The organism is Citrobacter sp. CK181, from assembly GCF_030333595.1.
GTDB classification, from domain to species: Bacteria; Pseudomonadota; Gammaproteobacteria; order Enterobacterales; family Enterobacteriaceae; genus Citrobacter_B; species Citrobacter_B koseri.
In genome coordinates, this window is sequence record NZ_JAOWFN010000006.1 from 405583 (window position 1) to 430917 (window position 25335).

General features: G+C 55.6%; 21 protein-coding genes. 9 read left to right on the forward strand and 12 right to left on the reverse strand.

All coding sequences use genetic code 11. The features are described 5' to 3' along the window. Nucleotides 1–36: 36 nt before the first annotated feature. On the forward strand, nt 37–1035 hold the full coding sequence (gene fbp, locus OGW17_RS02395; protein ID WP_024130778.1) for a class 1 fructose-bisphosphatase: 999 nt from the start codon (nt 37–39) through the stop codon (nt 1033–1035). A 102-nt stretch (nt 1036–1137) separates the two neighbouring features. Here fbp and OGW17_RS02400 read toward each other — a convergent pair whose 3' ends face one another. From OGW17_RS02400 to ytfQ, 5 genes are all read right to left on the reverse strand, one after another. Further along, a complete protein-coding gene (locus tag OGW17_RS02400) occupies nt 1138–2250 on the reverse strand; it encodes a methyl-accepting chemotaxis protein (RefSeq protein WP_080750335.1) in 1113 nt (370 codons plus the stop codon). 81 nt (nt 2251–2331) lie between these two features. Continuing rightward, nucleotides 2332–3333, reverse strand: coding sequence for a galactofuranose ABC transporter, permease protein YjfF (gene yjfF, locus OGW17_RS02405; RefSeq protein WP_024130779.1), 1002 nt, complete (start codon nt 3331–3333; stop codon nt 2332–2334). After that, a complete protein-coding gene (ytfT, locus tag OGW17_RS02410; RefSeq protein ID WP_024130780.1) occupies nt 3320–4342 on the reverse strand; it encodes a galactofuranose ABC transporter, ATP-binding protein YtfT in 1023 nt (340 codons plus the stop codon). The genes yjfF and ytfT overlap by 14 nt, the downstream gene beginning before the upstream one ends. 13 nt (nt 4343–4355) lie before the next feature. Next, on the reverse strand, nt 4356–5858 hold the full coding sequence (ytfR, locus tag OGW17_RS02415; protein WP_058668471.1) for a galactofuranose ABC transporter, ATP-binding protein YtfR: 1503 nt from the start codon (nt 5856–5858) through the stop codon (nt 4356–4358). A gap of 122 nt (nt 5859–5980) precedes the next feature. After that, nucleotides 5981–6937, reverse strand: coding sequence for a galactofuranose ABC transporter substrate-binding protein YtfQ (ytfQ, locus tag OGW17_RS02420; protein ID WP_012134381.1), 957 nt, complete (start codon nt 6935–6937; stop codon nt 5981–5983). Nucleotides 6938–7247: 310 nt separating this feature from the next. Between ytfQ and ppa the strand changes: the two genes are divergently transcribed. Next, the gene (gene ppa / locus OGW17_RS02425; protein ID WP_012134382.1) at nt 7248–7778 is read left to right on the forward strand and encodes an inorganic diphosphatase; all 531 of its coding nucleotides are present in this window, start codon (nt 7248–7250) and stop codon (nt 7776–7778) included. A gap of 181 nt (nt 7779–7959) precedes the next feature. Here the strand turns inward: ppa and OGW17_RS02430 are convergent, their stop codons facing one another. Genes OGW17_RS02430 through tamA form a run of 3 tightly spaced genes read right to left on the reverse strand, consistent with a single transcriptional unit; the run spans nt 7960 to nt 13816 of the window. Next, nucleotides 7960–8304, reverse strand: a complete 345-nt coding sequence (locus OGW17_RS02430) for a gamma-glutamylcyclotransferase family protein (protein WP_012134386.1) — start codon at nt 8302–8304, stop codon at nt 7960–7962. A 2-nt stretch (nt 8305–8306) separates the two neighbouring features. Continuing rightward, nucleotides 8307–12086 carry an autotransporter assembly complex protein TamB gene (gene tamB / locus OGW17_RS02435; RefSeq protein WP_071257361.1) on the reverse strand — a complete coding sequence of 1260 codons (3780 nt, stop codon included), beginning with the start codon at nt 12084–12086 and terminating at the stop codon, nt 8307–8309. Beyond that, entirely contained in the window at nt 12083–13816 is a 1734-nt protein-coding gene (gene tamA / locus OGW17_RS02440; protein WP_012134388.1) for an autotransporter assembly complex protein TamA, read from the reverse strand. The genes tamB and tamA overlap by 4 nt, the downstream gene beginning before the upstream one ends. A gap of 213 nt (nt 13817–14029) precedes the next feature. Here tamA and msrA point away from each other — a divergent pair, with 213 nt between their 5' ends. Beyond that, a complete protein-coding gene (msrA, locus tag OGW17_RS02445; RefSeq protein WP_024130782.1) occupies nt 14030–14668 on the forward strand; it encodes a peptide-methionine (S)-S-oxide reductase MsrA in 639 nt (212 codons plus the stop codon). Between the two features lie 151 nt (nt 14669–14819). Continuing rightward, a complete protein-coding gene (gene paeA / locus OGW17_RS02450) occupies nt 14820–16163 on the forward strand; it encodes a polyamine export protein PaeA (protein WP_012134390.1) in 1344 nt (447 codons plus the stop codon). Between the two features lie 81 nt (nt 16164–16244). Here paeA and OGW17_RS02455 read toward each other — a convergent pair whose 3' ends face one another. After that, nucleotides 16245–16451 (reverse strand): DUF1107 domain-containing protein, encoded by a 207-nt coding sequence (locus tag OGW17_RS02455; RefSeq protein ID WP_004857160.1) that lies wholly within the window; start codon nt 16449–16451, stop codon nt 16245–16247. 325 nt (nt 16452–16776) lie between these two features. Here OGW17_RS02455 and OGW17_RS02460 point away from each other — a divergent pair, with 325 nt between their 5' ends. Then, entirely contained in the window at nt 16777–17334 is a 558-nt protein-coding gene (locus tag OGW17_RS02460; RefSeq protein ID WP_071257359.1) for a YtfJ family protein, read from the forward strand. On the opposite strand, the gene cysQ is transcribed toward OGW17_RS02460, so the two are convergent. Beyond that, nucleotides 17331–18071, reverse strand: coding sequence for a 3'(2'),5'-bisphosphate nucleotidase CysQ (gene cysQ / locus OGW17_RS02465; RefSeq protein WP_047459424.1), 741 nt, complete (start codon nt 18069–18071; stop codon nt 17331–17333). The genes OGW17_RS02460 and cysQ overlap by 4 nt on opposite strands. A 190-nt stretch (nt 18072–18261) precedes the next feature. Between cysQ and OGW17_RS02470 the strand changes: the two genes are divergently transcribed. Next, nucleotides 18262–20205 carry a bifunctional 2',3'-cyclic-nucleotide 2'-phosphodiesterase/3'-nucleotidase gene (locus tag OGW17_RS02470; RefSeq protein ID WP_071257356.1) on the forward strand — a complete coding sequence of 648 codons (1944 nt, stop codon included), beginning with the start codon at nt 18262–18264 and terminating at the stop codon, nt 20203–20205. An 88-nt stretch (nt 20206–20293) separates the two neighbouring features. Here the strand turns inward: OGW17_RS02470 and OGW17_RS02475 are convergent, their stop codons facing one another. Then, entirely contained in the window at nt 20294–20674 is a 381-nt protein-coding gene (locus OGW17_RS02475; RefSeq protein WP_012134394.1) for a winged helix-turn-helix transcriptional regulator, read from the reverse strand. Nucleotides 20675–20763: 89 nt separating this feature from the next. On the opposite strand from OGW17_RS02475, the gene OGW17_RS02480 reads away from it, so the two are divergent. From OGW17_RS02480 to OGW17_RS02490, 3 genes are all read left to right on the forward strand, one after another. Beyond that, on the forward strand, nt 20764–21612 hold the full coding sequence (locus OGW17_RS02480; protein WP_071257353.1) for an SDR family oxidoreductase: 849 nt from the start codon (nt 20764–20766) through the stop codon (nt 21610–21612). A gap of 81 nt (nt 21613–21693) precedes the next feature. Then, entirely contained in the window at nt 21694–22518 is an 825-nt protein-coding gene (locus OGW17_RS02485) for an AraC family transcriptional regulator (protein ID WP_047459432.1), read from the forward strand. 76 nt (nt 22519–22594) lie between these two features. Continuing rightward, nucleotides 22595–23560: a DMT family transporter gene (locus OGW17_RS02490; protein WP_047459435.1), complete on the forward strand. Its 966-nt coding sequence runs from the start codon at nt 22595–22597 to the stop codon at nt 23558–23560. Nucleotides 23561–23623: 63 nt separating this feature from the next. Here OGW17_RS02490 and OGW17_RS02495 read toward each other — a convergent pair whose 3' ends face one another. Continuing rightward, nucleotides 23624–25177 (reverse strand): methyl-accepting chemotaxis protein, encoded by a 1554-nt coding sequence (locus tag OGW17_RS02495; RefSeq protein ID WP_071257350.1) that lies wholly within the window; start codon nt 25175–25177, stop codon nt 23624–23626. Nucleotides 25178–25335: the final 158 nt, after the last annotated feature.

Here is a 25335-nt window from a genome sequence, read left to right on the forward strand (position 1 = left end):
GTCGCTTTACTCCATATCAATTGCAGGGAAAGTGTTATGAAAACGTTAGGTGAATTTATTGTCGAAAAGCAGCACGAGTTCTCTCATGCTACCGGTGAACTCACTGCTTTGTTGTCGGCAATAAAGCTGGGCGCCAAGATCATCCACCGCGATATCAACAAGGCCGGTCTGGTCGATATCCTGGGTGCCAGCGGTGCTGAGAACGTGCAGGGCGAGGTTCAGCAGAAACTCGACCTGTTCGCGAACGAAAAACTGAAAGCTGCACTGAAGGCGCGCGATATTGTGGCGGGCATCGCCTCTGAAGAAGAAGATGAAATTGTCGTCTTTGAAGGCTGCGAACACGCGAAATACGTGGTGCTGATGGACCCACTGGATGGCTCGTCCAACATCGATGTTAACGTCTCTGTCGGTACTATTTTCTCTATCTACCGCCGCGTAACGCCTGTCGGCACGCCGGTGACGGAAGAAGATTTCCTGCAACCGGGCAACAAGCAGGTGGCTGCGGGTTATGTGGTCTACGGCTCTTCAACCATGCTGGTTTACACCACCGGCTGCGGCGTACACGCCTTCACCTACGATCCGTCGCTGGGCGTTTTCTGCCTGTGCCAGGAGCGTATGCGCTTCCCGGAGAAGGGCAACACCTACTCCATTAACGAAGGCAACTACATCAAATTCCCGAATGGCGTGAAGAAGTACATTAAGTTCTGCCAGGAAGAGGACAAGTCCACGAATCGCCCGTACACCTCGCGCTATATTGGCTCCCTGGTGGCGGATTTCCACCGCAACCTGCTGAAAGGCGGGATCTACCTCTACCCGAGCACCGCCAGCCACCCGGAAGGGAAACTGCGTCTGCTGTACGAATGCAACCCGATGGCCTTCCTGGCTGAGCAGGCGGGCGGCAAAGCGAGCGACGGTAAAGAGCGCATTCTGGATATTACGCCGGAAAGCCTGCACCAGCGCCGTCCGTTCTTCGTCGGCACCGATCATATGGTGGAAGACGTAGAACGCTTCATCCGCGAGTTCCCGGACGCATAATTATCATTAATCGCACGGATGTAGGCCGGATAAAACGCGCAGCGTTGCCATCCGGCAATTTATTGCCTGGTGGCGGCTTCGCCTTATCCGGCCTACGTTCGGTTACGCTGCCTGTAGCTTAAATACGGCCATCGCCTCCAGCAGCGCATGGGACTGCTCTTCCAGCGAACGGGTGGCTGCGGAAGATTGCTGTACCAGCGCCGCGTTCTGCTGTGCGGTTTCATCCATCTGACTGACCGCGATATTCACCTGCTCAATGCCCCGGCTCTGTTCCTGAGAAGCACTGGCAATCTCACGCATCAGTTTGGTCATGCGCATCACTTCTGTCGCAATCTCATCCATCGTTTCACCGGCCTGCATCGCCAGATCGCTGCCCTCTCCGACATGCGTTTGCGAGTCGCTGATGAGCGCGCGGATCTCTTTCGCGGCATCGGCGCTGCGGCTGGCGAGATTACGCACCTCACCGGCAACCACCGCAAAACCGCGCCCCTGTTCACCGGCGCGCGCCGCTTCAACGGAGGCATTCAGCGCCAGAATATTGGTCTGGAAAGCGATGCCGTCAATTACGCCGAGAATATCGGCGATACGGTCAGAGCTACCGGAAATATCACGCATTTTCTCAATGACATAGCACACCATCTCGCTGCCGCGATCGGCGGTGTCCGAGACTGATTTCGCCAGTTGGTGCGCCTGATCGGCATTTTCAGCGTTCAGTTTCACCGTCGCAGTCAGCTCTTCCATGCTGGCGGCTGTCTGTTCCAGCGAGGTGGCCGTAGACTCCGTGCGTTGCGCCAGATGCAGGTTGCCCGCCGTCAGTTCACGGCTGCCGGTATCAATTTGCGTGCTGGCGTCACGAACGCGTACCACGGATTCACTCAGCGCCGCACGCATCTCTTCAAGGGCGGTATTCAGACGGTTAAATTCAGAGCTGGCAAAACGGCTTACCGTCGGCGATAAATCCCCTGTCGCCAGACGCTCCAGTTGCTCAACAACATTATCAAGAGGTTTCAGGAGCTTATTACGCAACATCAGCCATACCAGCGCCAGCAGGCCGATGGCGGCCAGCGTCGCCCCCGTCATCACCCCATAATAGACCCAGGAAGTGATAATACGGGTGGAGGCGTAGAGCCCCATACCGCCCGTCAGCAACAGGAGCAGGGTAAGTAAAGACAGTAAAACCAGTAAACTTGTACGAATAGAGAGGGATTTTGGCATCGTTATCTTTCCGGTTGTAGGGATATAGAATCTATCGACTACAACCGGAAAAAGTTTATACGTTTCAGGAAATTCAATATGTTACTTCGGTGTTGCGGCTGTGTTGACACGCGTAACCGGAGAGCTCTGGCGATTCTCCCACAGCACCGTCAGACCACGCTGCAAGGCAATAAAAATAAACAACAAAATCCCGATAGCGATCTTCGTCCACCAGGAACTCAGCGTGCCATCGAAGTTAATATAGGTCTGGATCAGCCCCTGGATCGCCACGCCGAACAGCGTACCTAACACCGTCCCCACGCCCCCGCTCAGCAACGTACCGCCAATCACCACCGATGCGATGGCATCCAGCTCAACGCCAACGCCCGCCAGCGCATAACCGGCCTGGGTATAAATGGAGAAAACAATACCCGCCAGCGTCGCAAGCCCGGTGGAGAGCATATAAATACGGATGGTGGTGCTGCGCGTCGAAATCCCCATCAGGTTCGCCGACGCCGCATTTCCGCCAATGGCGTAAACCTGATTACCAAACCGCGTACGGTGGGCGAGGAAAATACCGATCACCACCACCGCCAGCATCAGCAGCCCCATTGCGCTCAGACGCCCGCCGCCGGGGATTTTCCACGCCAGGCTGGAGAGCGTATCGTAAATCGGGTGGTTAATCGGGATCGACTCCTCAGACACCAGATAACTGACGCCACGCAGGAAGAACATCCCCGCCAGCGTAATGATAAACGCCGGAATCTTCAGCGCATCAATCAGCAGCCCCATAAATGCCCCGAACGCACAGCCCATCGCCAGTACCAGCGGGAAGGCCAGCAGCGGCGAGATCCCCCAGTAGCCAATGGCCTTCGCCAGAAAAACGCCGGTAAACGCGATCACCGATCCCACGGACAGATCGATGCCGCCGGAGAGGATCACGAAGGTCATGCCAACCGCGATAATCCCGAGGAAAGCGTTATCGGTCAGGATGTTGCAGATAACCCGGGTTGAGGCGAAACCGGGGAACTGCGTCAGGCAATAGAGGTAGCCCAGCACAAAAACCCCGAGGGTGATCATCAACGGTAAGTTACGTTTTATCACGACCACGCACTCCTTTTATCAGACTGATAAAGCGCTGCGACTGCACAATCAGCACACATAACACCACGATGGCTTTGACGACCTGGTTCATCTCCGGCGGAAAGCCTGACAGCAGGATGCCGGTATTCATCCCCTGGATAATCAATGCGCCCACGACCGACAGCAGCAGGTTAAAGCGCCCGCCCATCAGCGAGCCGCCGCCAATAACCACGGCCAGAATAGCGTCCAGCTCCAGCCAGAGTCCGGCGTTGTTGGCGTCCGCGCCGCGAATATCCGCCGTGATGATGATGCCCGCAATCGCCGCACACAGGCCGCTCAGAACATAGGTGAGCATGACGATAATGCGGGTGTTCACCCCGGCATTTTTCGCCGCCCGAATGTTGATCCCCACCGCTTCAATGAACATCCCCAGCGCCGTTTTACGGGTCAGCAGCCAGAACACCACCAGGGTAAGCAGCGCGATAATCACGGGCGTCGGAAACAGCAGCAGCGAACCGCTGCCGAACCACGATAAGTTGGGTGAGTTAAAGGTGACGATCTGCCCGGAGGTGATGAGTTGCGCCACGCCACGTCCAGCCACCATCAGAATGAGCGTGGCGACAAACGGCTGAATTTTAAGGATCGCCACCAGAATACCATTCCACAAGCCCGCCAGTACGCCTGTTCCCAGCGCCGCGAGCAGCACCACCGGTAAGCTGTGCCCGGCCACCGTCATGGCGGCAGTGGTCGCCCCGGCAATCGCCATTACCGCCCCGACGGAGAGATCGATACCGCCAGTGGCGATCACCAGCGTCATCCCAATCGCCAGCAGCGCAACGGGAGCCGCGCGGTTAAGAATGTCAATCGGGCTGCCGAACAGGCGGCCGTCCTGCAAAATCACCTGCCAGAAATGCGGCGCCACCAGGCTGTCCACCAACAGCACCAGCAGCAATGCCACGATCTGCGGCATACCTGTCGGCCAGCGAAAACGTCGCTTCGGCGGTGTGGTTTGCGGGAGAGACTGAGGCATCACACTATTCTCCTTACGCCGCAATGGCGTTCATGATCGCCGGAACGGACAGTTCCGCCAGCGGGATCTCCGCCACCTGTTTACGATCGCGCATGATGATCACCCGATCGGCATAGCCCACCAGTTCCTCCAGTTCAGAGGAGATGACCAGCAGCGCCAGCCCGTCCGCACACAGCGTTTCGATCAGGCGGATGATCTCCGCATGCGCCCCAACGTCGATGCCGCGTGTCGGTTCATCCAGAATCAGGAACTGCGGTTTGGTCAGCAACCAGCGCGACAGCAACACTTTTTGCTGATTGCCGCCGGAGAGAAATTCAATCGGCTGTTCCGCACTGGGGGTACGAATACCCAACTGGCGGATAAAACGCTCGGCAATCTCCTGCTGTTCTCTGCGGGAAATCGGCCGCAGCCAGCCTCGCTGCGCCTGTAGCGCCAGAATGATATTTTCCCGTACCGATGCGGCGGCAATAATGCCGTCCGTTTTCCTGTCTTCCGGGCAAAAGCCGATCCCAAGGCATGAAGCCTGATGCGGCGATCGCAGGGTTTGCGGCTTACCTTTGATCATCGCACTGCCGCTGTCGGCCGGTTTGATGCCGAAGATCACCTCTGCGGTTTCGGTACGCCCCGATCCCAACAGCCCTGCCAGACCGACGATCTCGCCGGGGCGGACTTCCAGGCTGAACGGCGAGATGGTGCCCTTCCTGCCATAATCTTTAAAGGCAGCCACCGGTTTATCGCTCAGCAAGGTGCGCCCCGCCCGCTGTAGCGCATGGGTCTCCAGTTCGCGCCCCAGCATCATTTTCACCAGTTCGATCTGTGGAAGCTCGCGGGTTTCGCGGCAGCCGACAAAGCTGCCGTTGCGTAACACGGTGATCCGATCGCTCACCTGATAAACCTGATCGAGAAAGTGCGTAACAAAGATCAGGCTGACGCCGCGATCGCGCAGATGGCGCATCAGGCCAAACAGCATCTCAACTTCCTGGGTGTCGAGGCTGGCGGTGGGTTCGTCGAGGATCAGGACTTTCGCGGAGAGATCGATGGCCCGGCAGATAGCGACAATCTGCTGCATTGCAACGGAAAAGCGGTTGAGCGGCTCACGCACATCCAGCGAAAAGCCGTAAGAGGCCATCAATTCTGTAGCGCGTTTCTCCATTTCTTTGCGCCGCAGCAGGCCAAAACGCCGGGGCTCACGACCGATAAACAGGTTATCCGCCACCGACATATTGGGCAGAAGGTTAACCTCCTGGTAGACGGTTCCGATCCCCAGTTGCTGGGCATGCGCGGTATTCTTCGGTGAAATCGCCTGACCTTCCAGCCAGATAGTGCCGCGATCGGCATGGTATACGCCGGTTAATGCTTTAATCAGCGTTGATTTTCCCGCCCCGTTTTCCCCGAGCAGCGCCATGATTTCGCCCCGGCGCAGGCTAAAATCGACGTTATCCAGCGCCTTAACGCCGGGAAAGAATTTACTGAGTCCCTCGGTACGGAGGATTTCCTGATTTTGGTCGATGGTCATGGCATTCCTCCGGTTCGAAAGCACGGCCTTTCCGTAGGCCCGATAAGCGCAGCGCCATCAGGCAATAAATGCCGGATGGCGGCGTAACGCCTTATCCGGCCTACAGAAGACCAACAGCAAAATCAGTAGCCCATGTTTTTCTTCTTCTCTAACTCTTCTTTTGCGGTGTCAGGCAGGTACAGCGTCGATTTGGTGATGGTCAGCTTCTCAGGCATCGTGCCGTCTTTTTTGTATTTCTCCAGCGCATCGAAAGCGGGCCCGGCCATGTTCGGCGTCAGTTCAACGCTGGCATTGGCTTCGCCATCAATCATCGCTTTATAGATATCCGGCACGCCGTCGATAGAGCCCGTCAGAATATCTTTGCCCGGCTTCAGACCCGCTTCTTTAATCGCCTGGATCGCGCCGATCACCATGTCGTCGTTATGGGCGTAAACCATGCAGATGTTTTTGCCGTTGTTTTCCGCTTTGATAAAGCTCTCCATCACCTCTTTCCCTTTACTACGGGTAAAGTCGCCAGACTGAGAGCGGATGATTTTGATGTTTGGCGCTTTGGCGATGGCTTCGGCAAACCCTTTCTTACGGTCGATCGCCACGCTGGCCCCAACGGTGCCTTGCAGCTCAACAACGTTACACGGCTTGCCATCCACCTCTTTTACCAGCCAGTCGCCGATCAATCTGCCTTCCAGCACGTTGTCGGCGGTGACGGTGGTCATATAGAGCGATTTGTCTTTAACATCAATGGAGCGGTCGAGCAGAAAGACCGGAATTTCCGCATCTTTGGCTTCTTTTAAGACCGGTTCCCAGCCTGTCGCGACCACTGGCGCAATAAAGATGGCGTCCACGCCCTGAGCGACAAATGAGCGTACGGCTTTAATCTGGTTTTCCTGTTTTTGCTGACCGTCGGCAATTTTCAGCGTGATGCCGCGTTTTTCGGCCTCGCTCTTCGCCACGTTGGTTTCGGCGGCGCGCCAGCCGGACTCAGAGCCGACCTGCGAAAATCCTACGGTTAAGGGGGCGGCCATTGCCATAGACGACATGGCTGCCGAAACTGCTGTGACTAAAAGTAAGCGCTTCCACATAATGATGTCCTCGTAGCCCAGGTTATTGTTGGGTGAAAAGCATTCGCGAGGAAAACTATAGACAATAGGTGATGTAACGGATTGCGTTACATCACACTTCAAAAAAGTAAATAAAAGGTTAATCACAACTTTGTAATCGCTTTCATTCGCCTATGAAAAAAGCAGCTGTTGTTATGGATTTTCCTGTCACGTAAACCGTCTGAAAATCGCAGCCGGAGGGGAAAGAAGACGAAAACAAGCGGAGACTTTCAGCGCGAGTTGGCTATAATACTCGCCACTTGTTTGCCATATATATTTAAAGGAAACAGACATGAGCTTACTCAACGTCCCTGCGGGTAAAGATCTGCCGGAAGATATCTACGTTGTTATTGAGATCCCGGCTAACGCAGATCCGATCAAATACGAAGTTGACAAAGAGAGCGGCGCACTGTTCGTTGACCGCTTCATGTCCACCGCGATGTTCTATCCGTGCAACTACGGCTACATCAACAACACCCTGTCTCTGGATGGCGATCCGGTAGATGTTCTGGTCCCGACGCCGTATCCGCTGCAACCGGGTGCTGTGATCCGTTGCCGTCCGGTTGGCGTTCTGAAAATGACCGACGAATCCGGTGAAGATGCGAAGCTGGTTGCCGTACCGCACACCAAACTGAGCAAAGAATACGATCACATCAACGACGTGAACGACCTGCCGGAACTGCTGAAAGCGCAGATCACGCACTTCTTCGAGCACTACAAAGACCTCGAAAAAGGCAAATGGGTGAAAGTTGACGGCTGGGACAACGCTGAAGCGGCTAAAGCTGAAATCGTTGCTTCCTTCGAGCGCGCAGCGAAGAAATAAGTTCGTTTTCGCGTTAAGGCCAACGTCACTATTGGAGATCCTCATTTATTGAGGGTCTTTTTTTTATCCATCCTAAGCCACCTCCAGTGGCGGTGGTGAAGGACGCAGCGCCATCAAGCATCCGCAGCATGATTATGGCACCACATAAAACAACGCCACCCGAAGGTGGCGTGTTTTTTTATCAGCACTGGTCTCTGTCTAACCAGTTACCGCTTTCAATCAGCGTTAACCCTTCGACCGGACGTTGGTACACATACATCCATGCGCTTCCGTACGGTGTCTGGATTAACTGGCGTGCATATTCGCCGCCCCTGGTGCGCAAGGCATCAAGTTCGGCCAGCGTGGCGTTATCAATACGATAAACTTCACCGTGTACCGATCCGTTTCCCGGAACTGCGCCTGGATAGTGGCCCAGGCTATACAACTGGTAGTTATCGATACTGTAATCGCCCAGCAACTGGGCGTTGGTCATCCAGTGGCTGTTGCCCTGTTTGCGTCGTAAACTGCCGTAAACAAATATTCGCATTGCTAAAACTCGAACTGATAGAGCAAATCAAGTGCCTGATCTACGCCAGACACTGCTTCCAGATATAGCTTAGGCATCAGGCGATAACGTAACGTGAGCGTCGCCAAAGAGTCAAATATACCCACACCATATTTCACTTGCAGACCTGGCAGCACATATCCGCTGACCACAACCTGGGATGAGTCGCCCACCCCTTGCGTGTCCAGCGCCAGATTGCTTACGCCAAATGTCTCCCCGATTTTACCCACAACCTGACCACTTTGTGCAACCCCCAGACCAACAAGCATTGAGGTCATCGCCGCACTGTCGCTCTGATCGCTCTCCAGCCCCTGGCCGCGCAGCAGGTAAGATAGCGCCTCCTGCTGGGACATCGCCGGGTCGGAGAAGATTTCCGCTTTCGGCTCATCTGCGGTGCCGGTCACGCGCACCCCGGCAATGACGTCGTTCTCCGTCGATTCAGGATTACGAATCGCCTCGATGTTGAGCAGTGGCTGATCCGGCGGGCCAGAGAACAGCAGTTCCCCCTTACGCACGATCAGATCCTGACCATACGCATGGAAGCGCCCGTCAGGAATATTGATCTGCCCGTTAAGCCCCAGTCCCTGTTTATCCTGCGCAACTTTCAGGTCGCCGGTCAGACGCGCTTTCAGGCCAAACGCATCCATGCGGACGTTGTTCCCTACGTGGACAATCAGGTTGCTGTTGATCGGAATCGACGCGCTCTGCGGATTTTCAGGCTGTAGATCGTTATTGAGCATGACTTCATCGCTGGAGACGCCTACCGCGCTTTCCGGCAGTTCATGCACCACGATACGCGCCCACGGCACATCCACACGTCCATCCAGCGTGAACAGGCTCGGCGTCGCCTCAAAGACCACATCCGGGGAAACATCCAGCCGCACCATCGGCGGCACGGTGATACGCACGCGGCTGCCTTTCGCCGCCACGCGGGCGCGCCAGTTATCTATCTGGCTCCAGTCGGCGTCGCCGCTCAGATTAATTTGCCCCTGCTGCGTGCGCACCACGCCTTGCAGAGTTGAGCGCGTACCGTTGAAATTCATCGCCAGTTGGCTTGGCTGCATATCAAACGGCATAAAGTTGCCATCCACATCCAGGCCGCTCAGCTGTAGCTGACCAAACATCTGTGGGCTTTGCACGTCGCCCCCCAGACGCAGGTTTGCGTTCAACATGCCCGCCGCTTTTTCGCCGCGCGAGAAGACAGGGTTGACCATCGCCAGGTTGAAGTTGCGGATATTGACGTTACCGCCAATATTACGCCGCCCTTGCGGGTCGGTTATCTGTACCTGCCCGTCGAACTGGCCGTTATTGGTCAGACGGATCATCCAGCCTAACTGCGCCCGGTTATTGTGCAGATCGGCATTCAGGTTCAGCGTGTCGAAAGCCACCGGTAACGGCGCGTCATTGACCCGTTGCGTTACCTTCACGTTACGACCCGACAGCGTGACCTGCCCTTGCGGCAGCCCCTCTTTGGTGGTGTCCCACGCGACATCCGCTTTCCCGCTAAAGACGCCGCTGGCCTGCGTGGCATCCGGCATAAACGGCTTCAGCATCGCCAGATCGAAACGGTTGAGATTCACCACCGCCCGTCCTTCTGCCCCGGCATCGATTGTTTGCGGTACGCACAGCTCCGCATTCGGGTTCGTCCAGCAGTGCGGCCCGATGCTGATTTTCTGTTCCTGGTTACGGTAATCCAGCGCAATGGCGCGCGTCAGCGACCACGGCCCCACCGGCGTCTGGAAGCGCGTATTGCTGAGCGTGCCTTTCCAGCGCGCTTCTTTACGGTCAAAACTACCCGCAAGCGCAAGCTGCCCGGAGACCGGCTCGCCCTGAATCCGCAGTTGCAGTTCATGCTGCTTTTCGCTGCCTTTGGCATTCAGGGTGACGAGGTTGATATTGACGTCCGGCTGCGTAATCCGCTCAACGCGAACGTCAAGATTCCCGGCGATCTGGTCGGTGGATTTGATGTCCCCTTCCACACGCACCTGCGCCACCGACAGCTCCTGCCAGCGTAATCCGCGCGCGTTGATATCCGCCAGCAGCTGCGGCGCATCGACCGTACCACGAACCTTCACCAGCCCTTTGGCGGTACCGCCCAGCCCCGGCAGCGCGTTATCCAGATTCGGCGCATCAATCGTGGCGTCGAGATTGAGATCCTTAATGCCCAGTTCGCCTTTCACATCGGCGCTATTGCGTCCCAGCTCCAGATGCAGACCCGGAATGATCCACTGCATGTAGCTGTTACCCTTCAGAGAGCCGTTAACATTGACCTTGTTCTGCTTCACGTTACCGGTCAGTTTCAGCTCAGGCACATCCATCTGCCAGCTGCCGCCATAGAGGCTTCCCCGGGTTTTGATCAGGCCATTAAGCGTAGAAGGCCAGTCCGGGATCTCTTTCGCCGTGTTGATGCCGTCCAGCGTCAGTTCGCCGCGCCAGCTGATCGCCTGCTGCCAGTCGACCAGCGCTTTCAGCTCGGTTTTCCCTTCCAGCGCCGCCACGGTGAGCTTATCGAGATTGATCTGCTGTTCGTTGCCTTTCGCATCCAGGGTAATGGTGGCGGGCGGAATGTCCTGCCCTTTCACCGCCGTGCGCATCGACAACGTGTAGTCGGTCATCTTGCCGGTAAGTTTGAGTTTGATATCGTCGGCCTGGAACTGCTTGTCGCCGGTAAACGGCCAGTAAACCTGGCGGCTTGCCACTTCGACGTTCAGCGGCAACCCAGCCTCGGCGAGGCGCGTCTGGGCGCGCAGATCCATATCCACCGGCCCGGAGAGGTTAATGCCGATCTCCAGCTGTTCACGCAGCGCGCCGCCTACCTTCAGCTTCACCTTTTCGCCTTTCAGCGGATCGATATTCAGCGTGCTGTTGAGGGTGATATCCACCGGCCACGAGTTGGTCAACTGCGCCGTTCCGGTCGCATTGACGGTGCCCTGGTTGGCGTCGATATCCAGCGCATCCAGTTTCATATTGCCGTCGATGCTGCTGACTTTCAGCAGCATGTTGCGCACCGTCAGGTCAGTATCGCCCGTCACGCGCAGTTGTTCGCCCTTAAACTCCTCAATATTAAGGTTGAGCGGCAGATTCACATCGGCCATCTCCGGCAACACGGGCTTTGAGAACAGATCTTTCAGCGTCTCGCCAAGCGGCTTCTCATCCGGCTGGGGATGGTCAATCTTCGGTTCAACCACCTCTTCCTGCGCCACTTCCGCCACTTTTGGCAACGCGATTAGCAGTCCCTGTAGCGAAGTTGGCTTCAGAGTCAGGGTTTTCTCCTGCCAGTTAAGGCCGGAGGTGAAATCCATCACCGAGACGGTCGTATCATCAATTTTGAGATTGATATTGCTGAGCGCCACGCGCGAAAGCGTGATGGGATACGGCGTGGAAAGATTCAGCGGCCCGCTGTCCTCTTCTTCCTCCACCGGTTCGGAAGGCGGCATTTTTTTGCTGTCGATGGCGACGTTGATGTCCTTCAACGACAGATCGTTAACACACAGGCTGCTGTCCCACAGGCAGCCGAGTTTCACCGCCAGGTGGATTTCACCGGCATTCACCGCCACGCCGGGCTGATCGTAACGAATATTTTTCAGCGACAGGTCACGCCAGCCGCCAGTTACCTGACCTATCTCCAGCCCCGGCACCCAGCGGTTCGCCGCGTTAAAGACCAGATGCAGCCCCGTCGTGGTGCCCACCAGGAACGCCACGGTTCCCAGCAGCAGCAGAATAAAAATCAGTACGCCGAGGCTTATTTTCTTCCATAAACTCATAATTCAGGCCCCAGACCGATGTAAAACTGTAAACCGTGTTCGTCTTTGTCACCAACCGGCACGGCAAAATCGAGCTTGATCGGCCCGACCGGAGACTGCCAACGCACGCCAACCCCGGCGCCGGTTTTAAAGTCGCTCTTACGGATATCGCTGACGGCTTCGCCGCTGTCGACGAACATCGCCCCCCACCATTTTCCGGTCACGTTGTACTGGTATTCCAGCGAGCCCGTCACCAGCTTCGACGCCCCTTTCAGGTTGCCGTCGCTGTCTTCCGGCGAGATAGATTTGTATTTATAACCGCGAATACTGCGATCGCCACCGGCGAAGAAACGCAAATCCGGCGGCACTTTGTCGAAATCGCCGGTCTCAATCCAACCCAGATTGCCGCGCATCACGAAGCGATGGCGATCGTACAGCGAGCGAATCCAGACGTTTTGCGCCTGAAATACCGAGAAATCCACGTCCGAACCCCAGGCGGTGTTCGAGTAATCGATGGAATAACGCTGGGAATCCCCCCACGTCGGCATCAGGCCGCCGCGCGATCGGGTACGGCTGATCATCACGCCCGGATAGAGCAGCATGGTGGTGTTGGTGACGTTACCCTGCGTAAAGTGGTCGAGGCTCCAGCGCAGATTGATGGCGCGCTGCCAGCCGCTGGAAAGGTCCCAGTAGCGGGAAACGGCAAGCGTGGAGGAGTCCGCTTCGGTGTCGTTGAGATCGGTGCGCTTAATCCCCCCCTGAACCAGATAGTATTGTTCCAGCGGGTTCTTTAAGAGCGGCATTTTATAGCTGAAATCGACCTGCTGCTCCGGGGCGGAGATACTGGCGCTGGTGGTCAGGCTGTGGCCGTAGGAGTTCATCCACGGTTTTTTCCACGTCGCCTTCACACGCGGCCCGACGTCGGTAGAGTAGCCGACGCCCGTTTCAATGGTGTTTTCAGTACGTGGAGACATGACGCCGTGCAGCGGCAATACTTTGGTTTCGCGCGCTTTATCAAATTCAGGCGCGACGACGACCGAGTTAAACCAGCCGGTGGCCGACAGACGGCGGTTCAGTTCCGCCAGGTCTTTCGACTGGTAGTAATCTCCCTCTTTGAACGGGATCAGGTTTTGCAGATACTCGTCGCGAATCTGCGAACCTTCGAAAGTGACCTGGCCAAAGCGATAGCGCTCGCCGCTGTTGTAATCGATGTCCCAGAACGCCTGATGACGATCGAGCGACACGCCTAACTGGCTTTTATTAAATTCACTGTCGAAATAGCCTTTACGTAGCGCCACGCTGGTTAATGACTTTTTGAAGCCGTCATAGTCGCCATGATTCAGCACGGTTCCGATGGCCGGACGCGTTTTCAGCAAATCCAGATAATCCCTGTCGGTACGCGCGCCGCCGCGTAAAATCACTTCTGTTCCGCCGATGCGAACCGGTTCGCCTGGCGTCACTTTGGCGAGCAAGACCTGACGCCCCTTCTCCGGCGGCGGGCGCAGCTCAAAATCAATGGTCGGCTCGTAGTAGCCCAGCGCTTTTAATCCTTCGCGGATGGCATCATCAACGCGCGCGCGAAAACGCCGGTCCGGCGTCACTTCATCACTTTGAATCGTAGACAACTGCGCACGAACGTTTTTTTCCAGCTCGCCCGATAACCCCTCGACCTGTAAACGGACGTTTGCGGCTACGGCAGAACCGCTTAAGCACAGTAAGCTAACCCAGCATAACTGACGGATATATGGCACGTTTTCTCCTGAATATCCCTTATTCCCACCCCTGGAAGGAAATCACAATGCCGCTCCACGGCTTAACAAAAACCCAACAACCGGGATTGAAAAACAGACGACAACCCAAATATTTCTTATGTTTACTCTAGACGCATTCACTGTAACTATTGTGTGCAAAGACGCGTCTCGTTACAACCTTAACCCCAATTACTGATTTCGGGAGAATGGCCCATGAGTTTATTTGATAAAAAGCATCTTGTTTCACAAGCAGATGCCCTACCTGGACGCAATACCCCGATGCCAGTGGCAACTTTACATGCGGTAAACGGACACTCAATGACAAACGTGCCCGAAGGGATGGAAATTGCCCTCTTCGCCATGGGTTGCTTCTGGGGCGTCGAGCGTTTGTTCTGGCAATTACCCGGCGTTTACAGCACCGCAGCGGGATACACCGGCGGCTATACGCCAAACCCAACCTATCGGGAAGTCTGCTCCGGGCAAACCGGCCACGCCGAAGCGGTACGCGTCGTCTACGATCCGCAGGTTATCAGCTATGAACAATTGTTGCAGGTCTTCTGGGAAAATCACGATCCGGCGCAAGGTATGCAGCAGGGCAACGATCACGGAACGCAGTACCGCTCGGCGATTTATCCGTTAACGCCAGAGCAGAACGCCGCCGCACATGCCAGCCTGGCGCGTTTCCAGAGCGCGATGACTGCGGCAAACGACGATCGCCACATCACCACCGAGATCAACACCGCCACCCCGTTTTACTATGCCGAGGACGATCACCAGCAGTATCTGCACAAGAATCCGTATGGCTATTGCGGCATTGGCGGGATCGGCGTGTGCTTACCGCCGCAAGGTTAATTCAGCGCCTCTGGCGGCTTTACAGTTCCTTACGCTATACTAGCGACTGAAATTACCGGCCCACATCCTTCGGGCCGGTTTTCAATGTGTATATCACACGGATTTATCAACTTCCCCTTCCGAGGATCTGACCTGAACGGTCGGATAAGATATGTTAAACAGTATTTTAATTATACTCTGCCTGATCGCTGTGAGTGCGTTCTTCTCGATATCCGAGATCTCGCTTGCCGCTTCACGAAAGATAAAACTCAAGTTGCTGGCTGATGAAGGCAACATCAATGCGCAACGCATCCTGAAAATGCAGGAAAACCCCGGGACGTTTTTTACCGTGGTGCAAATTGGCCTTAACGCTGTCGCCATTCTGGGCGGTATCGTCGGCGATGCCGCATTCTCTCCGGCCTTTCATTCGTTGTTCTCGAACTATATGTCGCCAGAACTCTCCGAGCAGTTAAGCTTCGTGCTCTCCTTCTCGTTAGTTACCGGTATGTTCATCCTGTTCGCCGATTTAACCCCGAAACGCATCGGTATGATTGCGCCAGAAGCCGTGGCTTTGCGTATCATCAACCCGATGCGCTTCTGCCTGTTCGTTTTCCGCCCCTTAGTGTGGTTCTTCAACGGCCTGGCAAACAGCATTTTCCGCCTGTTTAAAATCCCGATGGTGCGTAAAGACGATATCACCTCGGACGATATTTACGCCGTCGTGGAAGCCGGGGCGCTTGCTGGCGTGCTGCGTAAGCAGGAACACGAGCTGATTGAAAACGTGTTTGAGCTGGAATCACGTACCGTGCCGTCTTCCATGACATCGCGTGAAAACATCATCTGGTTCGATCTGCACGAAGATGAGCAAAGCCTGAAAAATAAAGTCGCGGAGCATCCGCACTCAAAATTCCTGGTGTGTAATGAAGATATCGACCACATCATCGGCTACGTTGATTCTAAAGATCTGCTCAACCGCGTTCTGGCAAACCAGAGTATGGCGCTTAACAGCGGCGTGCAGATCCGCAACACATTAATCGTGCCGGACACCCTGACCCTCTCTGAAGCGCTGGAAAGCTTTAAGACGGCGGGGGAAGACTTCGCGGTGATCATGAACGAATACGCGCTGGTGGTCGGGATTATCACGCTGAACGACGTGATGACCACGCTGATGGGCGACCTGGTCGGCCAGGGTCTGGAAGAACAAATCGTGGCGCGCGATGAAAACTCCTGGCTGATCGACGGCGGAACGCCGATTGACGACGTCATGCGCGTGCTGGATATCGACGAGTTCCCGCAGTCCGGCAACTACGAGACCATCGGCGGCTTTATGATGTTTATGCTGCGTAAAATCCCGAAACGCACCGACTCGGTGAAGTTCTCGGGTTATAAATTTGAGGTGGTGGATATCGACAACTACCGTATCGATCAGCTACTGGTAACGCGCCTCGACACCAAAACCAGCATCCTGGTCCCTAAACTGCCGGATAGCAAAGAGAAAGAAGAAGGCCCGGCATAAATGCCCGGCCCTGGAAACATCAACGGCTCCCATTGGGAGCCGTTTTTTTATACTACTTTAAACTACTGCATAGCACTTTGGTTAAGCCATCTCAGTTTGCAGACGCAGAACCTGACGGTTAACTTCGGACATCACAGACAAATGCTGCTTATCCTTCACTTTTGGGATAAGAATCTTGCCCTTATCAAACTCAAAAGCGCCAACGTCCTTGATATATAACCGTCCACGGAACAGGATCTTCACGTACTTCGCCACCTGTAGCGGGTTGTACCGTTGGAAAATTTTCATTGTTATCTCCTGCTGAGCGTTACGCCTTTGCGGTGCCACATTCGGCCCAGCTGTTCTAAGGCGCAAATTTTAATGCCATATGACTATAGACTATCTCTACGATGTTTCCAGTGTGTATAAGTTTATTTACCTTTTCATTACAGTTATTCAGAATTATCTATTCACCGATTCGCTGTCTTCAGTATAAGTCTTCATTTTTCGCAGGATTTGTGCGCCCGTCCGCAAACTGGCATCACGCTTGCGGGAAAAAGCATCATTCGCACATATGATTAAACCTCAGACCCAAGTGGTCGGATCACCTGCAAAAAATAAAGAAGGAAACCCCATGACCTTACGTAAACTGCTGGCGCTGTCGTGCCTGTTACTGCCGATGATGGCCTCCGCGCATAACTTTGAAACCCATCAGCGCGTATCACCGATTGGGATCGCCGATCGCGGCGAACTGATTCTTGATAACAACAAGTTTAGCTACAAAAGCTGGAATAGCGCGCAGCTCCCCGGGAAAGTTCGGGTGTTGCAGCACATCGCCGGACGAACGGCAGCGAAAGAGAAAAACGCCGCGCTGATAGAAGCGATTAAATCCGCGAATCTCCCGCATGACCGCTACCAGACGACCACTATCGTCAACACCGACGACGCGATTCCGGGCACCAGCATGTTTGTGCGCAGCAGCATCGAGAGCAATAAAAAACTTTATCCGTGGTCACAATTTATTGTCGACAGCAATGGCGTGGCGCGTAAGGCATGGCAGCTTGAAGAAGAGAGCTCCGCCATTGTGGTGCTCGATAAAGACGGGCGTATTCAGTATGCCAAAGACGGCGGGTTAAGCCCGGCAGAGGTGCAGCAGGTGATCGCCCTGCTGCATAAGTTGCTGAATAATTAATAGATAGAGACCCGGAAGCCGGGGTTAAGGAACGATTCACGCGGGGTATAGTCCAGGGGTTTCCCCTGCCAGTTGTGAACGTGCGCCCCGGCCGCAGCGGCAACGGCATGGCCTGCGGCAGTGTCCCAGACGCAGGTCGGCCCAAAGCGCGGATACAGCTGCGCCTGCCCTTCCGCCACCAGACAAAACTTCAGCGATGAGCCGATGGAGGTCGTCTGATGCTCGCCCAGCTGTTGCAGGTACTCTTGCAGCTCGTTGTCGGCATGGGAGCGGCTAATCACCACCAGCGGCGGTCGCGCGTCGCGCACCTGAATCCGTTTACGTACGCCGCACTCTTCTTTCCAGGCTTTTCCTTCCGCAGCGCTGTACATCACTTTCATGACGGGCGCGTAGACCACGCCCAGAACCGGTTTACCTTTATCAATCAGCGCAATATTGACGGTAAACTCGCCGTTACGTTTGATGAACTCTTTGGTGCCGTCTAACGGGTCAACCAGCCAGTAGCGCTGCCAGTGCTGGCGCACATCCCAGGAGGGCGGATCTTCTTCCGACAAAACCGGGATATCCGGCGTCAGCGCCTGTAACCCTTCCAGTATCACCGCGTGGGCGGCAATATCCGCCGCAGTAACCGGAGAATCATCCTGCTTGTTGGTGATTTCAATCGGTTTGATTCCATCGTAGACCTGCATAATGGCATCGCCCGCATTCCGTGCAAGCTGGCATACATGTTCTAGCATTCTCCACCTCGTTTATGGCAGTGGCGTTTAACTCTTTGTTTTACTTATACCCCATCGTAAATGAATCCGCCATCTGTGATAGCGATTGCGGTTTTAATGGCTGAATTCATGTCATGATTCACAGTTCTGTAAGCAACAAGACTTATATACATTTTCTTTTGTGCTTCAGATCTAAAAAAGGATGCCCCTGATGATTAAGTTTAGCGCAACGCTCCTGGCCACGCTGATCGCCGCCAGCGTGAATGCGGCGACCGTCGATCTTCGGATTATGGAAACCACTGATTTGCATAGCAACATGATGGATTTCGATTATTACAAAGATACAGCGACCGAAAAATTCGGACTGGTACGCACAGCAAGTTTAATTAACGCCGCCAGAAATGAAGTCAAAAATAGCGTGCTGGTCGATAACGGCGATCTTATTCAGGGGAGTCCGCTGGGCGATTACATGGCGGCAAAGGGGCTGAAAGCCGGTGATATTCACCCTGTCTACAAGGCGTTGAATACGCTGGATTATGCGGTCGGCAACCTCGGTAACCATGAATTTAACTACGGTCTGGACTATCTGCATAAGGCGCTGGCGGGCGCGAAGTTCCCTTACGTGAATGCCAATATCATCGACGTTAAGACCAAAAAGCCGCTGTTTACGCCTTATCTGATCAAAGAGACTGACGTGGTCGATAAAGAGGGCAACACGCAGACGCTGAAAATTGGCTATATCGGTTTTGTCCCTCCGCAGATTATGACCTGGGATAAAGCCAACCTGAGCGGCAAAGTCACCGTCAACGACATTACCGAAACCGCTCGTCAGTATGTGCCGGAGATGCGGGCCAACGGCGCCGACGTTGTGGTGGTGATTGCCCACTCCGGGCTTTCTGCCGATCCGTACCAGACGATGGCGGAAAACTCCGTGTATTACCTGAGCGAAGTCCCCGGCGTTGACGCCATCATGTTCGGCCATGCGCACGCAGTCTTCCCTTCCAAAGATTTTGCCGATATCAACGGCGCGGATATCGCAAAAGGTACGCTTAACGGGGTACCGGCGGTCATGCCGGGTATGTGGGGCGATCATCTGGGCGTGGTGGATCTGGTGCTCAACAACGACAGCGGCAAATGGCAGGTGACCGATGCGAAAGCCGAAGCGCGGCCCATTTACGATGCCGCCGCGAAAAAATCGCTGGCCGCAGAAGATAAAAAACTGGTGGGTATCCTGAAAGCCGACCACGATGCCACCCGCGAGTTCGTTAGCAAACCGATCGGTAAGTCCGCCGATAACATGTACAGCTACCTGGCGCTGGTGCAGGACGATCCTACCGTGCAGGTGGTGAACAACGCGCAGAAAGCGTATGTCGAACACTTTATTCAGGGCGACCCGGATCTGGCGAAACTGCCGGTGCTCTCTGCCGCTGCGCCGTTTAAAGTCGGTGGACGTAAAAACGATCCTGCCAGCTTTGTTGAAGTGGAAAAAGGTCAGCTTACCTTCCGCAACGCCGCCGATCTTTACCTCTATCCGAACACGCTGGTCGTCGTAAAAGCCAGCGGCAAAGAGGTAAAAGAGTGGCTGGAATGTTCCGCCGGGCAGTTCAATCAGATTGATGTCCACAGCAGTAAACCGCAGTCATTGATCAACTGGGACGGTTTTCGCACCTATAACTTTGATGTGATTGACGGCGTGGAGTATCAGATTGATGTGTCGCAGCCTGCGCGCTACGACGGCGAATGCCAGACGGTGAATCCGCAAGCGGAACGTATTAAAAATCTGACCTTCAACGGCAAGCCTGTCGATCCGAACGCTATGTTCCTGGTCGCGACCAATAACTATCGCGCCTACGGCGGCAAATTTGCCGGTACGGGCGACAGCCACATCGCTTTTGCATCACCGGATGAGAACCGCTCCGTACTGGCGGCGTGGATTGGCGCGGAGTCGAAGCGTGCGGGGGAAATCCACCCGGCGGCGGACAACAACTGGCGTCTGGCGCCAGTTCACAGCGACACGAAACTGGATATCCGCTTCGAAACCTCGCCGTCCGACAAGGCTGCCGCGTTTATCAAAGATAAGGGACAATATCCGATGAATAAAGTCGCTACCGATGATATCGGTTTTGCGATTTATCAGCTGGATTTGAGTAAGTAAAACCACGCCGGGTGGCGGCTTCGCCTTACCCGGCCTACGCGATCGACACGCCGTAGGCCGGATAAGCGCAGCGCCATCCGGCAAGCCGTTATGCCGCTCGCTCTTTCCGCTGTGCCAGCACCTGCGGCAAATTGAGTTCGATCCAGTCTGCCAGCGCGGCGACCTTCTCACTCACCTGTTCACCCAGCGTCGTCAGACTGTACTCCACATGCGGCGGCACCACCGGGTACGACACCCGATGAATAAATCCATCCTGCTCCAGCGCCTGCAATGACTGCGCCAGCATTTTTTCACTCACGCCGCCCATCTTGCGGCGTAAATCGCTGAAGCGGTGCGTTCCATCACGCAGCGCCACGAGAATTAATACGCCCCAGCGGCTGGTGACATGCTTTAACACCTCGCGAGAAGGACACTGCTCGGCAAACAAATTGCCATCGCGAAGCTGCTGAGAAAGCGTCGGGTTCGTCATCTTTACACTTACCTTTTTGTACGTACTTACTAAAAGTAAGTTTAAGTGCTAGCTTAATGAAACACAAGACGAACACAGGGAGATCCCCCATGATTGCAATTACCGGCGCAACCGGCCAACTGGGCCAACACGTTATCGATACCTTACTGAAAACCGTTCCTGCCAGCCAGATTGCGGCGATTGTCCGTAACCCCGCGAAAGCTGACGCGCTAACCCGACTGGGCGTTACCGTACGCCAGGCGGACTACAGCGACGAAGCCGCGTTCACGGCAGCGTTGCAGGGCATCGACAGATTGCTGCTGATCTCATCAAGCGAAGTCGGGCAACGTGCCGCTCAGCACCGCAACGTGATTAACGCGGCAATAGCCGCAAACGTGAAATTCATTGCCTATACCAGCCTGTTGCACGCAGACCGTTCCCCGCTGGGCCTGCATGTTGAACATGTGGAAACCGAAAAAATGCTGGCGGATTCAGGCATTCCTTACGCCCTGCTGCGCAACGGCTGGTACACCGAAAATTACCTGGCGAGCGCGCCAGCGGCCCTGGAACACGGCGTCTTTATCGGCGCGGCCGGAGAAGGCAAAATCACCTCTGCAACCCGTGCCGATTACGCTGCCGCAGCCGCTCGCGTCATCAGCGAAGAAGGCCATGCCGGTAAAGTGTATGAACTGGCAGGCGACGAAGGCTGGACGCTGAGCCAGTTAGCCGCCGAACTGGCAAAACAGAGCGGGCAAAAGGTTGTCTATCAGAACCTGAGTGAAGCCGATTTCGCCGCCGCGCTGAAAGGCGTGGGCCTGCCAGCGGGTCTGGCGGATATGCTGGCTGATTCTGACGCGGGCGCCGCAAAAGGCGGCCTGTTTGACGACAGCCATACTCTGAGCGCACTGATCGGTCGCCCGACAACCTCGCTGGCGGAAAGTGTCAAAAGCATCCTGTAAGTGTTAAAAACAGGTTAATTGTTGTGGCATCCCTGCTGGCCATCTCTGATAATGAACAGATGGCTTTCAGGGAGAGACAACGTGCAAGGCGTACCCGAACAGTTTAGCGATGAGAAAGACAGCGCCCGCTTTCGCCATCTGGCGCAGGTGCCGGGGGTTGAGCTGTATCATGCGCATATCTCGCGTTACGCTTTCGAGCCTCACACCCACGAAGCCTTCGGTATCGGCGCAATTGAAGCCGGTGCCGAACGCTTTCGCTATCGCGGCACGCAGTACGTTGCTCCCGTTCACTCCGTTGTCACCATGAATCCCGATGAGCTGCATACCGGCGAAGCGGAAACCGCCGACGGCTGGCGCTATCGGATGATTTATCTCGATCCCGATCTGCTGGAAGAGGTGACCGGGGTTCGTCACTGGTGGTTTCATGAGGTCACGCGCCACGATCCGCTGCGCTCACGCCAGATCTGCACGCTGATCCACGGCCTGTGGCATACCGACGATCCGCTGGCGCAAAAAGGGCTGCTGCTCGATCTGATCGACACCTTCCAGCCGCTGGCGCGCCATGCGCCGGAAGTGCGGGAAGGCGGGCATCGCTTTGAGCGCGTGCGGGACTACCTGCACGACAACTACATGCATCCGGTCACGCTTGACGAACTGGCGCGGGTCGCCTCATTAAGCCCCTGGCATTTTCAGCGTCAGTTCAAGGCTCATTTCCACGTTACGCCGCACCAAATGCTGATGGCGATCCGTCTGTGGCGGGCAAAGGCGTTTCTCACACTCGGGATGCCCGCAGCGGATGTGGCGGCCGCCACCGGGCTAACCGATCAATCTCATCTCACGCGCGCCTTTACCCATCGCTACGGCATTACGCCAGTGCGCTATCAAAAACAGGTTTATCCGCGCTAATGCGCAATCTCATACAATACTGGCGCATTTCTCCTGCCTACACTTTTCGCAATGTGAAACGATGTGGATATCAACGATGATTAGCGGCGTGTTGTATGCCCTGCTGGCAGGGTTAATGTGGGGACTGATTTTTGTCGGACCGTTGATCGTACCGGAGTATCCGGCGGTATTGCAGTCGATGGGGCGCTATCTGGCGCTGGGGTTAATTGCTGTGCCCCTGGCGTGGCTGGGGCGTGCGCGCCTGCGCCAGTTGACGCGCAAAGACTGGATAACCGCACTCGCGCTGACGATGATGGGCAATCTGATCTATTACGTCTGCCTGGCGAGCGCTATCCAGCGCACGGGAGCCCCTGTTTCTACCATGATCATCGGCACGTTGCCGGTGGTGATCCCGGTGTTTGCCAACCTGCTCTACAGCCAGCGAGATGGTAAGTTATCCTGGCGGCGTCTGGCGCCTGCGCTGGCGCTCATCGGCGTTGGCCTGCTGTGCGTCAATATTGCGGAGCTGAATCAGGGGCTGCCGGAGTTTAGCGGCTGGCGCTACGGTTCAGGTATCGCGCTGGCGCTGGTTTCCGTTGTGTGCTGGGCATGGTACGCGTTGCGTAATGCCCGCTGGCTGCGGGAAAACCCGGATAAACATCCGATGATGTGGGCAACAGCACAGGCGCTAGTGACGCTTCCCGTTTCGCTGCTGGGTTATGTTGCGGCCTGCATCTGGTTGGGTAAGCAGATGCCCGGCTTTCCTCTCCCCTTTGGCCCCCGGCCTGATGTCTTTGTCGCCCTGATGGTCGCCATTGCCGTGCTCTGTTCATGGGTGGGGGCGCTATGCTGGAACGTCGCCAGTCAAAAGCTGCCGACGGTGATTCTGGGGCCCTTGATCGTGTTCGAAACGCTGGCTGGCCTGTTGTACACCTTTATACTGCGCCAGGAATTTCCACCGCTGCTGACGGTAAGCGGCATTGCGCTGCTGATTGTTGGGGTGGTGATAGCCGTCAGAGCCAGGCCGCAGAAACCCGGCGTCGTCGTGGTTTCACAATCATAATGTGCCGGATGGCGCTGCGTTAATCCGGCCTACAAGATATTATCCTGTAGGCCGGAGCAGAGGTTAAACTTTAAACACCGCTACCGTCTGGGTCAGACGTGCCGCCTGCTCTTCAAGCGCAACGGCGGCAGTCGCCGACTCTTCCACCAGCGCGGCGTTCTGCTGCGTCACGCGATCCATCTCCGCCACCGCCAGGCCAACCTGGTCAATGCCGCGACTTTGTTCATCAGATGCAGAGGCAATCTCCCCCATGATGTCGGTCACACGCGTTACCGCACTGACAATTTCCGCCATCGTTTCCCCCGCTTCATGCACCAGCGCGGAACCCGCGCTGACCCGATTACCGGAGTCATCAATCAGCGTTTTGATCTCTTTCGCCGCCTGCGCGCTACGCTGCGCCAGCGTGCGCACCTCGCCAGCGACCACCGCAAAGCCACGGCCCTGTTCGCCCGCGCGAGCGGCTTCCACCGCCGCGTTCAGCGCCAGGATATTGGTCTGGAATGCGATACCGTCGATAACGCTGGTGATCTGCGCGATTTTGCTGGAGCTGGTGGCAATTTCATCCATCGTGCGCACAACGCCGTCCACTACGTTGCCGCCTTTCTGCGCCGTCTCAGAGGCATTTTTTGCCAGGCTGGACGCCTGACGTGCGTTGTCGGCGTTCTGTCTCACGGTTGCGGTGAGTTGTTCCATACTGGCGGCAGTCTCTTCCAGCGATGCGGCCTGCTGTTCAGTACGCGAAGAGAGATCGCTACTGCCTGTCGCAATTTCACCCGCACCGGTATAGATCGTGTCAGCGCCTTCACGTACCACGCTGACCGTGTTCGCCAGCGCCTGCTGCATCTCATGTACGTTATGCGCCAGCAGCGCCATTTCATTACTGCCTTCGGTATGGATATTGCGCGTCAGGTCGCCTGCCGCAATATGGCGGATATGTTCCATAACATCATGCAACGGTTTAAGTAAGACACGCTGCATTGCCAGCCAGCTAATCACAATCACCGCGACAACCGCCAGCATAACGGCCGCCAGAATCCACAGAATGCGCTGGTAGTCCTGTTCATTTTGTTGAATGCCCGCGTTCGTCAGTTCGGCCTGCGCGGCACGCCATTCCAGGTACACGTCCTGCATCGCCGTCTGTTTTTGTTCCGCATTCTGTTTGAACATCTCTTCCAGTTGTCCTGCGGCAAGGAAGGTATTCATTTTCGCCAGCGTCGCGGAGTAGATGCCGTACTGCTCTTCCAGACGGTCGGCCAGGTGTTCATCCAGCCCCGGCGTTTCTGGCAGCGCGTAGTATTTATCGTAATGACGCTGCGCATCAGCCAGCAGGGCATTCGCCGTCTTCACCAGTTCATTTAGCTGACCGCCGTTGATCTCATTGGCCATGCTACTTTGCAGGCGCAACATGCCGCGGTTAAGCGTGACGCGCGCCTGGTTCAGGCTGATCCAGGCATCGGTAAACTCCGCGACGTTCTGGCTGGAACGCTGCGATACGGTAAAATTTTGCTTATCGTTATTAAGCGCGCTGATAAAAACGCCCGCCGAAATAAGCTGCATCGCGCCGAGGGTGAGTAACACGATAATCAGTAAGGTTATAACTTTGATTCGTTTGAACATTTGTTGCCTTTTACTATGCAGGTATTGTCAGAGGTCTAACTATCGGCAGTGCCGCCAGCATATTTAATTTTGCCCGGCGACTTGCCGCGCGTATTCCTGCCCTTTTCAATAAGATTCAGCACGTTAAGGCACAAACATTTTTTTGTGATGGTCATCAC

What these genes read in the sequence shown, in the direction of transcription:
- fbp (WP_024130778.1), top strand. Translation starts at nt 37, where the DNA reads ATGAAAACGTTAGGTGAATTTATTGTCGAAAAGCAGCACGAGTTCTCT.
- OGW17_RS02400 (WP_080750335.1), bottom strand. Translation starts at nt 2,250, where the DNA reads ATGCCAAAATCCCTCTCTATTCGTACAAGTTTACTGGTTTTACTGTCT.
- ytfT (WP_024130780.1), bottom strand. Translation starts at nt 4,342, where the DNA reads ATGCCTCAGTCTCTCCCGCAAACCACACCGCCGAAGCGACGTTTTCGC.
- ytfR (WP_058668471.1), bottom strand. Translation starts at nt 5,858, where the DNA reads ATGACCATCGACCAAAATCAGGAAATCCTCCGTACCGAGGGACTCAGT.
- ytfQ (WP_012134381.1), bottom strand. Translation starts at nt 6,937, where the DNA reads ATGTGGAAGCGCTTACTTTTAGTCACAGCAGTTTCGGCAGCCATGTCG.
- ppa (WP_012134382.1), top strand. Translation starts at nt 7,248, where the DNA reads ATGAGCTTACTCAACGTCCCTGCGGGTAAAGATCTGCCGGAAGATATC.
- OGW17_RS02430 (WP_012134386.1), bottom strand. Translation starts at nt 8,304, where the DNA reads ATGCGAATATTTGTTTACGGCAGTTTACGACGCAAACAGGGCAACAGC.
- tamB (WP_071257361.1), bottom strand. Translation starts at nt 12,086, where the DNA reads ATGAGTTTATGGAAGAAAATAAGCCTCGGCGTACTGATTTTTATTCTG.
- msrA (WP_024130782.1), top strand. Translation starts at nt 14,030, where the DNA reads ATGAGTTTATTTGATAAAAAGCATCTTGTTTCACAAGCAGATGCCCTA.
- paeA (WP_012134390.1), top strand. Translation starts at nt 14,820, where the DNA reads ATGTTAAACAGTATTTTAATTATACTCTGCCTGATCGCTGTGAGTGCG.
- OGW17_RS02455 (WP_004857160.1), bottom strand. Translation starts at nt 16,451, where the DNA reads ATGAAAATTTTCCAACGGTACAACCCGCTACAGGTGGCGAAGTACGTG.
- OGW17_RS02460 (WP_071257359.1), top strand. Translation starts at nt 16,777, where the DNA reads ATGACCTTACGTAAACTGCTGGCGCTGTCGTGCCTGTTACTGCCGATG.
- cysQ (WP_047459424.1), bottom strand. Translation starts at nt 18,071, where the DNA reads ATGCTAGAACATGTATGCCAGCTTGCACGGAATGCGGGCGATGCCATT.
- OGW17_RS02470 (WP_071257356.1), top strand. Translation starts at nt 18,262, where the DNA reads ATGATTAAGTTTAGCGCAACGCTCCTGGCCACGCTGATCGCCGCCAGC.
- OGW17_RS02475 (WP_012134394.1), bottom strand. Translation starts at nt 20,674, where the DNA reads ATGACGAACCCGACGCTTTCTCAGCAGCTTCGCGATGGCAATTTGTTT.
- OGW17_RS02480 (WP_071257353.1), top strand. Translation starts at nt 20,764, where the DNA reads ATGATTGCAATTACCGGCGCAACCGGCCAACTGGGCCAACACGTTATC.
- OGW17_RS02490 (WP_047459435.1), top strand. Translation starts at nt 22,595, where the DNA reads ATGATTAGCGGCGTGTTGTATGCCCTGCTGGCAGGGTTAATGTGGGGA.
- OGW17_RS02495 (WP_071257350.1), bottom strand. Translation starts at nt 25,177, where the DNA reads ATGTTCAAACGAATCAAAGTTATAACCTTACTGATTATCGTGTTACTC.